Raw genomic sequence first — 14,218 nt, 5'->3', positions numbered from 1 at the left:
AACCACCACTATTCTTAGTGGTGGTTTTCATTTAATAAGCGATTTGGCTGTCTACTCTTTATTAAAACCAGCGCTCAGTTACAACTTTTTTACGTGTATAGAATTGTACACCATCTGTACCATTTGTACCTAAATCACCAAAGAATGAAGCTTTATTTCCTGCAAATGCGAAGAATGCCATTGGTGCTGGAACGTTTACGTTTACACCGATCATACCAGCATCGATGTTATCACGGAACGTTTGTGCATGCTTACCATTTGACGTATAAATAACCGCTCCATTTGCAAATTTAGATTGATTTGTCAGTTTAATACCTTCTTCTAAATCTTTAACTCTTACAATGCTTAATACTGGAGCGAAAATTTCATCTTGCCAAATTTTCATTTCTTGATTTACACCGTCAAAGATTGTCGCACCTACAAAGTAACCTTCTCCAACTTCTTCCTTAATTTTGCGGCCATCTACTAATAAAGTAGCTCCATCTGCTACACCGCTATTAATATAGCCTAGTACACGCTCTTTATGAGATTCACGAATTAATGGTCCAACATAATTATCTTCATGGAAACCATCACCTACTTTTAACTTCTTCGTCTCTGCTACTAATACGTCGATAAATTCATCAGCAATTTCATCTACTACCGCTACTACTGAACATGCCATGCAGCGCTCTCCACTACTTGCGAATGCAGATCCAATTACACCTTGTACTGTTTTCTCAAGATTGCAATCTGGCATTACAATCGCATGGTTTTTCGCACCAGCTAACGCTTGTACACGTTTCCCGTGTTTCGTACCTGTTTCATAAACGTAACGAGCTACAGGTTCAGATCCAACGAACGAAACAGCTTGAATATCTTTATTTTCTAAAATGCTATTTACAACATCTTTTCCGCCTTGTACTAAATTTAATACTCCTTTTGGAAAACCAGCTTCATAGAATAACTCTACAAGTCGCTCTGCTAAAAGTGGCGTTCTTTCAGATGTTTTTAATACAAATGTATTACCGCAAGCAATTGCAAGTGGGAACATCCATAATGGAATCATCATTGGGAAGTTAAATGGCGTAATACCAGCAACAACTCCAATTGGATAGCGCCAAATTGATCCATCAATGCCGCTAGCAATATTCGGTAGAGCTTGTCCCATCATTAAATTTGGTGCAGATGTTGCAAGTTCTACTGCTTCAATACCACGCTGTACTTCACCAGTTGCATCCGTTAATGTTTTACCATTTTCAAGCGTAATGATTTTTGCAAGCTCTTCTTTGTTTTCTTGTAGAAGCTGTAAATATTTATACAATTGTCTTGAACGGTTCGGAACTGGTACTTTAGACCATGTTTCGTATGCTGCTTTTGCCGCTTCAACAGCTTTTTCAACATCTTCTCTCGGAGATAGCGGAACGTAAGCGATAATTTTTCCAGTTGCCGGATTTGGAACTGCTTCTACTTCTGTACCAGTAGATTCTACCCACTCACCATTAATATGATTTTTTACTCTTTTAATTTCAGTTGTAATCATTATATTCTCTCCTTTTTTATGCTGTTTATAAGTCTATTATTTTTGATTAGAAATTAATTGCTCACTAACTTTCTTATATAAAGCAGCCATATCGTTTTCACCATACCCTGCTTCACTTGCTTCTTCATATACATTTAACAGCATTTCGCTAACTGGTAAGTGAAGTTCGCTTTCTTTCGCTAAATCTACTGCAAATCCTAAATCTTTCTTTAATAAATTCACAGTAAAGCCTGGCTCGTAGTTTTCTGATGCAATGAAACTTTTATAATTGCGCTCATAAATTCTACTTTGACCGTAACTTACATTTAAAATATCAAACATTTTATCTAAATCCATATTATTCTTTTTCGCTAATGTTAAAGCTTCACTTACTCCAGCTGTATAAAAACCAATTAATAGGTTATTAATTAATTTTACAGTTGTACCACTATCAATCTGCTCACTAACATGGAAAATGTTCGCGCCTAATACGCCCATGATAGATTCCGTTTTGTCATATACCTCTTTTGATCCACCAACCATAAACGTTAATGTACGGTTTTCAGCTCCAATTACCCCACCACTAACAGGTGCTGCTAAAAAGTCTACTTTCTTTTCCTTCGCAGCTTCCTCTAACTGTTTGTTTAACTGTGGAGATACAGTACTTGTATCAATTAAAACTACATTCGCGTGACTATTTTCAAATAATCCTTCTTCGCCAAAATATACCGCTTCAACAGCGCGAGGTGAAGGCAAACTTGTAAAAATCACATCGCATGTTTCTGCTAGTTTTGAAATTGATAACCCAATAATTCCTCCTTCTGTTTCAAAGGAAGCCTCAGCATCTTTATTTAAATCCACGCCATACACTGTGTAACTCGATTTCACTAAATTTTTAGACATTGGAAGACCCATGTTACCTAAACCGATAAAACCAACCTTTTTCATATCGCTTTCCTCCTATTTACACAATATACTTTCCGCGATTTATAATAGCTTTCGCAATTTCTCTCTTTTTTGTAAATACGTTCGTGTATAAAGGCACTAATAATTGACGAATTTCAGTTAAAATCACGTGTCTATCTTGTTCTTCTGTGACAGCCGCTGAAAGTATAGAAATCGCCGCTTCTTCTACTTTGCGATAGCCTTCTTCACAAATAACGTCAGTTATCATTTGTTTCGTACGCTCTTTCTCTTCACCATTTTTACTAATGGCTTTACTCGTACGTAAAAATGCTGATTCCATGACGTACACGTCCGTTAACATATTTGATAATACACGTGAATATTCTTGCTCTTGATCAATTTTTAATCCCGGAGTTTTAGAGAGCGTTTTCAAAGATTGTTTCAACAATTGTTTCGCTAATAAAATGTAACGATGGTTTCTTTCGACATTTGCTACATCAATCTCTACTTCTGTATCTTCAATTTGTTCCATTTGCTTCATTAACATTTTGGCAACTGTTAATCTATTAATTTCGTTCGTTCCTTCAAAAATACGACTAATTCTAGCATCACGATATAATCGTTCTACCTCGTACTCTTGCATATAACCGTAACCACCATGAATTTGTACAGCTTCATCTACGATATGACCTAGTGTTTCAGAAGCATTTACTTTATTAAGTGCACATTCAATTGCAAATTGAGACATTTTCTTCATAAGATCTTCATCACTCTCATGAATTGCTTCATCAATTACACCCGCTGTACGATAAGCTGCACTTTCTGCACCATATGTAGCAATTATCATATTTGCAATTTTCTCTTGAATCATCGTAAAATCTACTAACTCCGTTTGGAACTGTTTTCGCTCTTTTCCATATTGAACCGACAAAGCAATTGCTTGTTTTGCTGTTCCAATATTTCCAAAAGCAAGCTTAAGTCTAGCGAAGTTTAGAATATTAAGAGCTACGTGATGCCCTTTCCCAACTTCCCCTAAAACATTTTCTGCAGGAATAACAACATCTTCTAAAATAAGAGTAGCAGTTGAAGAACCTTTAATCCCCATTTTCTTTTCTTCTAGTCCAATGGATACACCTTCACATGTTCTTTCGACAATAAACGCTGTCATTCCTTTATTTGTCTTCGCAAAAACAACGTATACATCTGCCATATGAGCATTTGTAATCCACTGCTTCTCACCATTCAACTTCCAAGCAGTACCATCTTCATTTAATACTGCACTCGTTTTTGCACTTAAAGCATCAGAACCAGCATTCGGTTCAGTTAGAGCATAAGCCCCAATCCATTCTCCTGATGCAATTTTCGGCAAATATTTTTCTTTTTGTTCTTTCGTTCCGTAATATATGTAAGGCAATGTACCTACACCTGCGTGTATATTAAATGAAACGCTAAATGCACCAGCGTATCCCATTTTTTCTGCTACAAGCCCTGAAACTGCCTTTCCTAACTCAAATCCACCGTACTGTTCTGGGACCTCGATACTTAACAATCCAAGTTCTCCAGCTTTCTCAAATAATTGACGAGAAACTTTATAGTTATGTTGTTCAATATTCTCTATTTGTGGAACAATTTCTTGTTTAACGAATTGTTCTGTCGTTTTTGCGATTAAATCTTCATCTCCTGAAAAATCTTCTGGCGTAAAGAAAGTATGATTCACATCTTTATTAAGTGAAAAAAATTCATCCCACGGTAACTTCGTTTTCTCCATCTGAATCCCCCTATCATTTCGGCCTTATTTTCTACTACATATGCTCGTCTACGATGAGTGGAATATCTTATTTTTGAAAACAGAAGGCGATGAATATTCACATCAAGCAGTTCTTTTTGCCAAAGATGTATTCTCATCGCCTTAGTTGTTTTATCCCGCTTTAATGGGCAGTAAGACCCCCGCCTTAAAATTCAGCGAAAGCAAAGAATTTAGGCGGGGGATCAACTGCCCATTAAAGTCCGATTGGTTCAACTAATAATCAGTGGGGGATGAAGAAAACCCCCACCGATTAAAGTTTCACTTTATCTATTGATCCTCTGATAATACTGTTTTTGCAATTCCAGTATCTAGTTCTTCAAAGTCATGATATGAAATTGTTTCATATAACTCACTTCTCGTTTGCATATTTGAAAGTGCATCTTTTTGAGAACCTGTTTCCTTAATTAAAGTAAACACATTCTCATATGCTTTCGCTGCAACGCGAAGTGAAGTTACAGGATAAATAACCATTTGGAAGCCCATATTTGCAAATTCCTCTGCACTATAATAAGGCGTTTTTCCGAACTCAGTCATATTCGCAAGTAAAGGTGCATTTACTTTACTATTAAATAGACGGAACTCTTCTTCTGATTGAAGCGCTTCAGGGAATATCGCATCTGCACCTGCTTTTACATAGGCATTCGCTCTTTCGATCGCTTCATCTAAGCCTTCTACACCACGAGCATCTGTACGTGCTACAATATACAAGCTTGGTGCAACTTCTTTAATCGCTTTAATCTTTTGAACTAATTCTTCTGTCGTAACGAGTTTCTTACCATTTAAATGTCCACATTTCTTTGGTAATTGTTGATCTTCAATTTGAACAGCTGCAACTTTCGCTTCTACCATTTCTACCGCTGTTCTCGCTACGTTGAGAACACCGCCAAATCCTGTATCAATATCAACAAGAACTGGTAAGTCTGTAGCTCTTACTAGATCTCTTGCTCGCTCTGCTACTTCAGTAGACGTCACGATTCCTAAATCAGGTAGTCCTTTACTTGCAGTATAAGCAGCTCCTGATAAATAAAGAGCTGAAAATCCTGTATTTCTCGCAACTAAAGCTGCCATTGCATCATGAGCACCTGGAATTTGCAAAATTTCATTTGCTTCTACTAAAGCTCGGAAGCAATTCGCAAGCTCCTCTTGTGTTGACTGTTTATTCACAACCCAAGCCATTCTAAATTCCCCCTATTATTAAATTAAGAATAGATCTACAAATTCGTTTACATTCATATTTTCTAGTTTCTCTTCATTTAAACAAGCTTCATGAATTTGTTCTTGTTGCTTACTAGAATAATGACCTGCCATATTTGCAGTGAATTTTTGAACAACTTTTGGAATTGCTTCGTCTCTACGGAAACGGTGACCAAGTGGATATTCACATTCCACGTTTTCTGTTACAGTTCCATCTTTGAAATGGACTTGAACAGCGTTGGCGATTGAGCGCTTGTTCGGGTCAAGGTAATCTAAACTGTACTGTTTGTTTTCAACAACAACCATCTTATTACGTAATTCATCTACACGTGGATCATTTGCTACTGCATCCTCATAATCATCCGCAACGATATCTCCTTTTAATAAACCAATTGCCGTAATGTATTGTAAGCAATGATCACGATCAGCTGGATTATTTAATGGACCTTCTTTATCAATAATACGAATTGCTGATTCATGAGTTGTAATTGTAATACGATCAATTTCTTCTAATCTTTCTTTAATTTCTGGGTGTAATTTCACAGCACACTCTGCAGCTGTTTGTGCATGGAACTCTGCTGGATATGAAACTTTAAATAATACATTTTCCATTACATATGACTCTAATGGTCTTGCTAACTTTAATTCTTGTTTATTAAATAACACATCTTGGAATCCCCAGCCTGGTGCAGATAAAGCTGTTGGATAACCCATTTCACCTTTTAGAGCAGTCATTGCAAGATGAACACCGCGGCTTGTTGCATCACCTGCTGCCCATGATTTACGTGAGCCAGTATTTGGTGCATGACGATATGTACGAAGACTAGAATTATCAATCCATGCATGTGATAATGCATTAAAGATTTCTTCACGTGTTCCGCCAAGCATTTTTGCAACTACAGCAGTTGTTGCTACTTTTACATATAATACGTGGTCAAGACCAACACGGTTTAAGCTGTTTTCTAAAGCAAGTACACCTTGAATTTCATGTGCTTTAATCATCATTTCTAGTACTTCACGTACTTTTAATGGTTCTTTTCCTTCTGAAATACGAACACGGCTAATATAATCTGCAACTGCTAAAATTCCGCCTAAGTTATCAGATGGATGTCCCCACTCTGCTGCAAGCCAAGTATCGTTATAGTCTAACCAACGGATCATACATCCGATATTAAATGCACCTTTCACTGGGTCAAGTACATATGACGTACCTGGTACACGTGTACCATTTGGCACGATTGTTCCTGGAACAACTGGTCCTAGTAATTTCGTACATTCTGGATATTGTAATGCTAATATTCCACATCCAAGCGTATCAAGTAAGACGTAACGAGCAGTACTGAATGCTTCTGCACTAGTTACCTCTTTATTTAATACATAATCTGCAATTTCTTCTAATAATGCATCTTTTTGTTTAATTTCATTTGTTTTAATCATGCTATTCTTCCCTTTCTGTCGAAAATTCGTTATTATTAATGATGGGTGTCGGTCAAACACCCATCTGGCGGGCGGCGCTAACAACTCCCCAGTTGTTCTTATTTACTAATTACATGTCGCTCGCCAATGTAATTTACACGTGGACGGAACAATCGATTGTTCGTATGTTGCTCAATTACGTGCGCACATAGTCCCACTGTTCTAGAGCTAAAGAAGATTGGTGTGTAAAGTTGAATTGGGATACCAAGCATCCAATATACTGGAGCTGCATAATAATCAAGATTTGGATAAATTCCTTTTTCCTTCTCCATAATCTTTTCTCCAGCTTCACACATTTCATATAGTGTATAATCACCTTTTACATCACATAACTGCTTTAAAGCTTCCTTCATCATCAGTGCTCTTGGATCCATCTTCTTCATGTACACACGATGTCCAAAGCCCATAATTTTTTCTTTGTTATATAGTTTCTTCTGTAGCAACTCTTCAAACTTCTCAACATTACCAGCTTCTAAAAGCATGTACATAACTGCTTCGTTTGCACCGCCGTGTAAGCTACCTTTTAAAGATGCAACTGCACCTGTTAAAGCACCATATAAGTCGGATTGCGTTGATGCAATAACGCGCGCTGTAAATGTAGAGTTTGGCATTTCATGTTCACTATATAAAACAAGGGAACGATCAAAGATCTTCTCCTCAAGTTCAGTTGGTTTTTTACCTGTTAACATATAGAAGAAATTCGCGCTATATGATAATTCTTTAATAGGCTGAATTGGGTCTTCATTATTTAAAATATGATAGCTATTCGCTACAATGTTTGGTACTTTACTCAATAATTTGTACCCGCGGCTTTTGTTTACCTCTAACGAGCGGTTTTCGATATCATTATCGTAACCAGCTAATGCGGACACACCTGTACGCAATCCATCCATCGGGTGCGTTTCTTTCGGTAATGCCTTTAATACGTTGAATACACCTTCTGGTACCGCGTATTCTTCTTTTAATTTCTTTTCAAGTGTTTCTTTTTCATCCTCATTTGGTAGATGTTCTTCCAATAAAAGGTGCACAATGTCTAAATACTCTTTTGTTTTTGAGAGTTCGATTAAATCATACCCTTGAATTACAATTTCACCTTTCACTGTGTCAAGAAACGAGATCTTCGTCTCCGCTGCCACTATACCATCTAATCCCGGGGAAAATTTTTCTTCAGCTTTCATCATTATTTCCTCCAATCCTAATAGATCTTCGTGCACATAACTGTAAGCCTTTACAATATTGTGAAACTACATTTCTATTTCAATGTATCAGAGTTTTTAGAAGATTTCAATTTATTTTATAATGATAAGTTTCCTATACTTTTACCGATGTAACAATACAATTTTTCAAAAATAATTTTCATATTTTATAAAGAAAGGACAGACTTCTTTGCGTTTCTTATTAAAACAAAATATAAGGATGACTTAGAAAATCCCATAAAATATATCATTCTCTCAATTTTCTTAAGAAAATAAAAAAAAACGAGTTGTATACATATACAACTCGTTTCTACATGATATTTATTTCACTATCTCATCAATATAATTCTTATATAAAACTTATTTTTTTTAAAAAAAGTTATTATTTTACATAATTAAATTAAATTTCTTTCGTTTCCTCATAGTAAGATTCAACTATATGATAGTTTTTAAAGTACTAAAGATTATAAACATCCCCTAAAATAGAATGTCTTCTTTCTCAACTGACACGATTTTCCCATCTGATTTCTTAGAAACTATCCCTAAAGAATAGTCAGGCTGAATTGAACTATTAATATATTATCCTTTAACCATTGTAAATCGTTATGTTCAATTGAAATTTTCATTTTTGTTACTTCCGTTTACGCAACTTCTTTTTTACCTAATCGCTGTTTTACAAAAACGACAAAAATAATGAAAGCAAGTAATCCTGAAATTGCACTACCTGCAAATAAAATACGGTAACCAAACATTTGTGAAACAACTCCAAGTAAAATCGCACCAAGTCCAATCCCTAGATCAAATGCGGTAAAGAACGAAGCGTTAGCTACTCCTCTTTTACTCGGGTCAACAATTGTAAGCATTGCCGCTTGCAATGCCGGCTGCGCTGAACCGAATCCAACACCGTATAATGTAGCGGCGATAATTATCCCCATTAAACTATTTGAAAGTGATAATACAACTATTGCGATAATAGTAACGCATAGTGCCGGGAATATAATAAATACTTCTCCATACTTATCTAATAGTTTCCCTGAAATTGGTCTTACGATTGTTAAAGCAACTGCATATACAAGAAAGAATGTCCCAGGATTCACATCAATTGACGATGCAAATAACGGTAAAAATGTCGTAATCCCTCCATATGCAAATGATAAAAAGAAAACAACAATCGTAATGGATAGAACGGACTTTTCAAACAGTTGTATTTTCCCTTTTTCTTGTTGTGGTGTGAATGGCATTTTCGTCATGAACGATAAAAGGACTGCCATAAAGGATAAAACAGTTGCTAACAAGAATAGGCCGTGAAATGAATAATGTTGTACAACCGATAATCCAATCATTGGACCGATTGCCATTGCAATTGTCATAGCCATCCCATACCAACCCATCCCCTCACCACGGCGTGAATCTGGAATAATATCAGTGATTGCTGTTCCAACAGCTGTTGTCGAAACAGCCCATGTTACTCCGTGAATAACACGTAAAACAGCTAAAAGGATAATGGTCGACGCTAAATTATAAGAATACATCGTTATCCCAAAAAAGATGAGTCCGAAAATTATAAAAGATCTTCTACCATATTGATCTAACATTCCTCCGATAATCGGTCGTATTACAACTGCAGCTATTGTAAACATTCCCATCATAAGTCCTACTTGCGATTCATTACCACCTATCTCTTTAATAAAGAGCGGGAGCGTTGGTACAAGTAAATAAAATCCTGTAAATAGAAATAACATCGCGAAAGTCATTTGAATAAATGATTTCGTCCATAATCGTTCCATTAAAATTCCTCCATAAACATGTATGTTCTTGCAATTAACACCTCCATTTTACATTTTCTTAATCCCTTTGCCCTCCGTAAATAGACGTATCTTTTTATAATAAATGGTCCACTACCCATTTCAATTGGTCTTACAACTTTATACGTATACCTTAGCCTAAAGTCCTACCTATATGTACCTTTATATATGTGAAAAGAATATACTACTTTATTATCACAACTTAGGAGTGATTATTTTATGTGGGTATCTTCAAGAGTAACAGTCGTCGTTCCTTCGACCCCCGAAATACACGTTCCAGCCGTACATACGGCTAGTTCCGATGTAGGAATTGAACTTCCCGCAACTTGGCAACAATATCAAATTCCCGGTCAAGTTACCCCATCATTTTGGCATCATGGCACACATCCAAGTAGCACCACTTTTCATAGCCAAAGTTTTTCTCCACTACCTCAGACTCAAGTTTTTTATCATTTCCCTTCTATTTACTTCCAAAATTTCTACGGTACGTTTAACATTTAAATTCATCATTGCATAGCTGCTGCATTTTAACGAAAATAATACTTCAAACAAAAAAATATTTAATGATTTCAAATAACAACTATTTAATCCTAATCTCCAATAAACTGCTTACTATAGTAATTTTCTGTAGGAAATCAATAATTGACATTTTAATTTTAACGATAAAAAAGCACTTAAGCTTGTAATTTCCACAAATCTTAAGTGCTTTTTTTATACTTTTTATTAACTTCTCTTATTGCCCATTATTAGCAGGAACTTCTCCCGCATTTCCGCCAGTATCTGGTTGTGTCGTCGCTGGTGGCGTTGTATTCCCTTGACCTCCTCCATTATTTGCTGGAGGCGGTGTTCCTTGGCCTCCTTCATTATTCGCTGGAGGTGGTGTTCCTTGGCCTCCTCCATTATTCGCTGGAGGTGGTGTTCCTTGGCCTCCTCCATTATTTGCTGGAGGTGGTGTTCCTTGGCCTCCTCCATTATTTGCTGGAGGTGGCGTTCCCTGGCCATTCCCATTATTTTGTTCATTTTGTTTCTTTTGTTCTTCTTGTTTCTTTTGCTCTTCTAGTTTCTGTTGTTCTTCTTGCTTCTTCAGTTCCTCTTGTTGCTTTTGTTCTTCTTGTTTTTTAAGCTCTTCTTGTTTCTTTAATTCTTCTTGCTTTTTCTCTTCTTCAGTCTTTTGTTGTTGATCTTGTTTAGGTTGTTCTGTTGTATCCTGTACACTCGTATTTGGAGAAGAATCTCGTTTTTTCCCTTTTATTCGTAACTCATTACCTTCCTGAATAACAGTACTTGGCATTTTAAAGCGTGATTTGTCAGTAGCAAACTCACTCATCATTTCTTTAAAGATCAACTGTGCAATTTTCGTATTTTTACTACTAATATACTCGTCTTTACCATCTTTCATATATCCAGTCCATACCGCCATCGTATATTGCGGTGTATAACCTGCAAACCAACTATCACGAGTCGCACTTTCTGGAATGTTATATTTCGCGAGTTGTCTTGAATCATAGTTTGTTGTACCTGTTTTACCAGCTACATCTAAAGAACTTATATTTGCTGCTGTACCAGTACCTGATGTTACCACTGAACGAAGCATATCAGTAATCATATATGCTGTAGAGTCAGCTATAACTTGTTTTGGTTTTTGCTCAAAACTTTGTGACTTGCCGTCTGGATAAACTACTTTCTTAACAAAATGCGGTTTTGCATACTTTCCACCATTACCAAATGTCGCATAAGCACCAGCTATTTCAGTTGGTGATACTTCATTTGTACCTATAGCTGTAGATTCTGCCGGCGGTTTATTAAATGTAATACCTAATTTCTCAGAGAACTCCTTTGATTTATTCAGTCCTACTTCTTTTGCAGTTTTAACTGCTGGAACGTTACGTGACATTTTTAACGCTTCACGCATAGTAATTGGGCCTAAATGACTTCTGTCTGCATTTCGAAGTTCTTGTCCCGTTGAATATTTAAATGGAGAATCATCAATTTGATGATACGTTGCCCATTTTAAGTATTCAATTGCAGGACCGTAATCAAAGATTGGCTTCATCGTTGAACCAGCTGCACGATCTAATTCAATTGCCATATTATGCCCTTTAAATACTGCTTTATTTTCACCACGCCCACTACCTATAGCACGAACCTCACCTGTTTTCGTATCCATAAATGTGAAAGCACCTTGGAATTTATCATTTGGATAATTAACAATATTTGTATTTAAAATATTTTCAGCTAATTTCTGTGCATCTGGATCCAATGTTGTATGAATTTCTAAACCGTCAGATCCAATATTAGCATCTGGCAATTCTTTTTCAACTTCTTTCACAACCGCATCCATAAATGCAGGATATGGCATTGCCTGTAGCTCACCTGCACTCTTAATATCTTTATCCACTGGTACTTTCGATGCTTCTTCCATCTCTGCCTTTGTAATATAACCATGTCGATTCATTAACCCTAGTACAACATTTCTTCTTTCTGTGGCCCTTTGAACGTTTTCTGGTTTCGATGGATCATAGTTATTCGGTGCTTTCGGTAAACCGGCAAGCATCGCAACTTCTGGTAATGTTAGCTCTTTTAATTCTTTACCATAGTAGTTTTGTGCTGCTGTTGCGATTCCATATGAACGGTTTCCTAAGTTAATTTTATTTAAATACATTTCCAAAATTTCATGTTTTGAATATTGTTGTTCTAGCTTATACGCTAAATATATTTCCTGAACCTTACGTTTTGATGTTTTTTCCATCGATAAGAAGTAGTTTTTAATAACCTGCTGCGTTATTGTACTTCCACCTTGTGAACCGTAATCTCCTTTAAGACTCACCAAAACAGCACGGGCAGTACCTTTGAAGTCTACTCCGCTATGCTCATAAAAACGTGCATCTTCAGTTGCTAAAAATGCATTTTCTACTAATTTAGGTATTTGATCATACGTAACATTCGTCCGTTTCTCTTTCCCGTATTCATATACCAAATCGCCATTTTTATCATAAATTTTTGAGGATAACGGATTAACAAGTTTTGCTTTCTCAAGTTTTGGTGCGTCCTTAATCATTACGAAGAAGGTAGCAACCCCCGCCACTAAACCAACAATACCAAGTAATAAACAAGTAATTAAAAACTTACGAAAAAATGATGTTTTCCCTTTTGGTTTTTGTGTTTTAGAAGCTGGCTGTTTTTTCTTTTTAACTTGTCGTCGCTCCTCTCGAGAACGATAATTTTCTGACATGTTACTTTCTCCTGCCTTTCAATTCTCCCGTTGATTTACTTAAAAATATTGAGGTCACTTTCTAAACTGAATTTAATTAAGAAAGTATATTGACCTGGAGCATTCAATATTTTCCTAATTCACAGATTATAAATTTTAGAATACTTCTTATACAAACTATTTTCACTTCTATTTTTCCTAATAATGCTGCCCCTTTAAGCATAGAATGTAAAAAGTGAATTTTTAATACCTCGTATAAATAATATACCTTTTTTTCAAATGGTCAATATTTTCTTATTTATAAATCAAAGGTGAAATAAAAATAGCACAACGATATGTACTTCGTGTGAACTTCCTTATAATTACGTATAACGAACATTTAATATATTGCATATAAATATAATACCTCGTTAATTATAAGGATTTCAACACCAGAACCCCAATATCTACAAGAAATTATTAAAAATGAAAAGTGAGGAGTTCCGTAATGATGAAGCTATCTCCCGTGATTTCAAAAAATATAGTTGCTGTTGGCTATAATCCTTTTTCTATGATTTTACGTATTCAATTAAAGAATGGAATGTATGATTTCTTTAACGTGCCTGAAAACATTTACACCGGTTTATTAAGCGCACAATCTAAAACTAATTATCACAATACTTATATTAAAAATTCTTACCGCTATACTAAAATTTAAACTTAAATAGAATGAAAAAAGAAAGGCGGTAGTCCCCCTTTCTTTTTTCATTTCCTAATTTAGCTATCTTCTATCCCTCTTATTCATTTCATCATATGCTCGAATTTGTTTTCTTAAACGCTGATCTGCTTTTTTATCATGTACAACTAATATCGCATGTATAACTCCTGGAACCCAAAATATTAATGTTAATATGAAGTTAATTATCGCTTGAAATGGTTTGCCGCAAAATAATACGGCTACAGGCGGAAGAAGAATTGCCAATAAATACATCATCTCTTGAAAACTCCTCGTTTTGTATTTTTTATCTTTCTTCATACACTAATAAAACCAATTATCTTTGTATTTCATCTAATAACTGTTCTACTGTTATATATTCTATTCTAATGCAAAAAAACCTACTACTTCAACTTTTCTACTTATGT

At 35.7% G+C, this 14,218-nt stretch carries 11 protein-coding genes and 1 pseudogene; 2 read left to right on the top strand and 10 right to left on the bottom strand.

Annotated features, from left to right (window positions below; translation table 11 throughout):
• Nucleotides 1-61: 61 nt before the first annotated feature.
• The 8 genes and pseudogenes from PDL00_RS09275 to PDL00_RS09240 all read right to left on the bottom strand — a co-directional run bounded on the left by PDL00_RS09275 (nt 62) and on the right by PDL00_RS09240 (nt 9,867).
• Complete coding sequence (locus PDL00_RS09275; protein WP_242253835.1) at nt 62-1,522, bottom strand: CoA-acylating methylmalonate-semialdehyde dehydrogenase; 1,461 nt, start codon at nt 1,520-1,522, stop codon at nt 62-64.
• 36 nt (nt 1,523-1,558) lie between these two features.
• Nucleotides 1,559-2,449 (bottom strand): NAD(P)-dependent oxidoreductase, encoded by an 891-nt coding sequence (locus PDL00_RS09270; RefSeq protein WP_270728695.1) that lies wholly within the window; start codon nt 2,447-2,449, stop codon nt 1,559-1,561.
• Between the two features lie 16 nt (nt 2,450-2,465).
• The gene (locus PDL00_RS09265) at nt 2,466-4,175 is read right to left on the bottom strand and encodes an acyl-CoA dehydrogenase family protein (protein ID WP_270728692.1); all 1,710 of its coding nucleotides are present in this window, start codon (nt 4,173-4,175) and stop codon (nt 2,466-2,468) included.
• 306 nt (nt 4,176-4,481) lie between these two features.
• Nucleotides 4,482-5,390 (bottom strand): methylisocitrate lyase, encoded by a 909-nt coding sequence (gene prpB, locus PDL00_RS09260; protein WP_270728690.1) that lies wholly within the window; start codon nt 5,388-5,390, stop codon nt 4,482-4,484.
• 18 nt (nt 5,391-5,408) lie between these two features.
• A complete protein-coding gene (gene prpD, locus PDL00_RS09255) occupies nt 5,409-6,845 on the bottom strand; it encodes a 2-methylcitrate dehydratase (protein WP_000598119.1) in 1,437 nt (478 codons plus the stop codon).
• Nucleotides 6,846-6,943: 98 nt separating this feature from the next.
• Nucleotides 6,944-8,065 (bottom strand): citrate synthase, encoded by a 1,122-nt coding sequence (gene mmgD / locus PDL00_RS09250; RefSeq protein ID WP_270728688.1) that lies wholly within the window; start codon nt 8,063-8,065, stop codon nt 6,944-6,946.
• Between the two features lie 415 nt (nt 8,066-8,480).
• Nucleotides 8,481-8,706 (bottom strand): annotated as a pseudogene (locus PDL00_RS09245) (HesB/YadR/YfhF family protein).
• A gap of 15 nt (nt 8,707-8,721) precedes the next feature.
• Nucleotides 8,722-9,867 carry an MFS transporter gene (locus tag PDL00_RS09240; protein WP_270728687.1) on the bottom strand — a complete coding sequence of 382 codons (1,146 nt, stop codon included), beginning with the start codon at nt 9,865-9,867 and terminating at the stop codon, nt 8,722-8,724.
• 237 nt (nt 9,868-10,104) lie between these two features.
• Here PDL00_RS09240 and PDL00_RS09235 point away from each other — a divergent pair, with 237 nt between their 5' ends.
• A complete protein-coding gene (locus PDL00_RS09235) occupies nt 10,105-10,386 on the top strand; it encodes a hypothetical protein (RefSeq protein WP_270728685.1) in 282 nt (93 codons plus the stop codon).
• Nucleotides 10,387-10,618: 232 nt separating this feature from the next.
• Here the strand turns inward: PDL00_RS09235 and PDL00_RS09230 are convergent, their stop codons facing one another.
• Nucleotides 10,619-13,117: a PBP1A family penicillin-binding protein gene (locus PDL00_RS09230; protein WP_270728682.1), complete on the bottom strand. Its 2,499-nt coding sequence runs from the start codon at nt 13,115-13,117 to the stop codon at nt 10,619-10,621.
• 466 nt (nt 13,118-13,583) lie between these two features.
• On the opposite strand from PDL00_RS09230, the gene PDL00_RS09225 reads away from it, so the two are divergent.
• Nucleotides 13,584-13,793 (top strand): KTSC domain-containing protein, encoded by a 210-nt coding sequence (locus PDL00_RS09225; RefSeq protein ID WP_131933606.1) that lies wholly within the window; start codon nt 13,584-13,586, stop codon nt 13,791-13,793.
• Nucleotides 13,794-13,856: 63 nt separating this feature from the next.
• On the opposite strand, the gene PDL00_RS09220 is transcribed toward PDL00_RS09225, so the two are convergent.
• Complete coding sequence (locus tag PDL00_RS09220) at nt 13,857-14,069, bottom strand: YqaE/Pmp3 family membrane protein (protein ID WP_242257097.1); 213 nt, start codon at nt 14,067-14,069, stop codon at nt 13,857-13,859.
• Between the last annotated feature and the right edge of the window lie 149 nt (nt 14,070-14,218).

This window comes from Bacillus cereus group sp. TH152-1LC, from assembly GCF_027710505.1.
Lineage (GTDB): Bacteria > Bacillota > Bacilli > Bacillales > Bacillaceae_G > Bacillus_A > Bacillus_A mobilis.
The sequence above is the reverse complement of the archived record's forward strand: the minus strand, read 5'-3'. Positions and strand labels throughout refer to the sequence as shown.

Bases quoted from the DNA above. Each gene is read 5' to 3' on its own strand.
- PDL00_RS09275 (WP_242253835.1), bottom strand. From the start codon at position 1,522: ATGATTACAACTGAAATTAAAAGAGTAAAAAATCATATTAATGGTGAG.
- PDL00_RS09270 (WP_270728695.1), bottom strand. From the start codon at position 2,449: ATGAAAAAGGTTGGTTTTATCGGTTTAGGTAACATGGGTCTTCCAATG.
- PDL00_RS09265 (WP_270728692.1), bottom strand. From the start codon at position 4,175: ATGGAGAAAACGAAGTTACCGTGGGATGAATTTTTTTCACTTAATAAA.
- prpB (WP_270728690.1), bottom strand. From the start codon at position 5,390: ATGGCTTGGGTTGTGAATAAACAGTCAACACAAGAGGAGCTTGCGAAT.
- prpD (WP_000598119.1), bottom strand. From the start codon at position 6,845: ATGATTAAAACAAATGAAATTAAACAAAAAGATGCATTATTAGAAGAA.
- mmgD (WP_270728688.1), bottom strand. From the start codon at position 8,065: ATGATGAAAGCTGAAGAAAAATTTTCCCCGGGATTAGATGGTATAGTG.
- PDL00_RS09240 (WP_270728687.1), bottom strand. From the start codon at position 9,867: ATGGAACGATTATGGACGAAATCATTTATTCAAATGACTTTCGCGATG.
- PDL00_RS09235 (WP_270728685.1), top strand. From the start codon at position 10,105: ATGTGGGTATCTTCAAGAGTAACAGTCGTCGTTCCTTCGACCCCCGAA.
- PDL00_RS09230 (WP_270728682.1), bottom strand. From the start codon at position 13,117: ATGTCAGAAAATTATCGTTCTCGAGAGGAGCGACGACAAGTTAAAAAG.
- PDL00_RS09225 (WP_131933606.1), top strand. From the start codon at position 13,584: ATGATGAAGCTATCTCCCGTGATTTCAAAAAATATAGTTGCTGTTGGC.
- PDL00_RS09220 (WP_242257097.1), bottom strand. From the start codon at position 14,069: ATGATGTATTTATTGGCAATTCTTCTTCCGCCTGTAGCCGTATTATTT.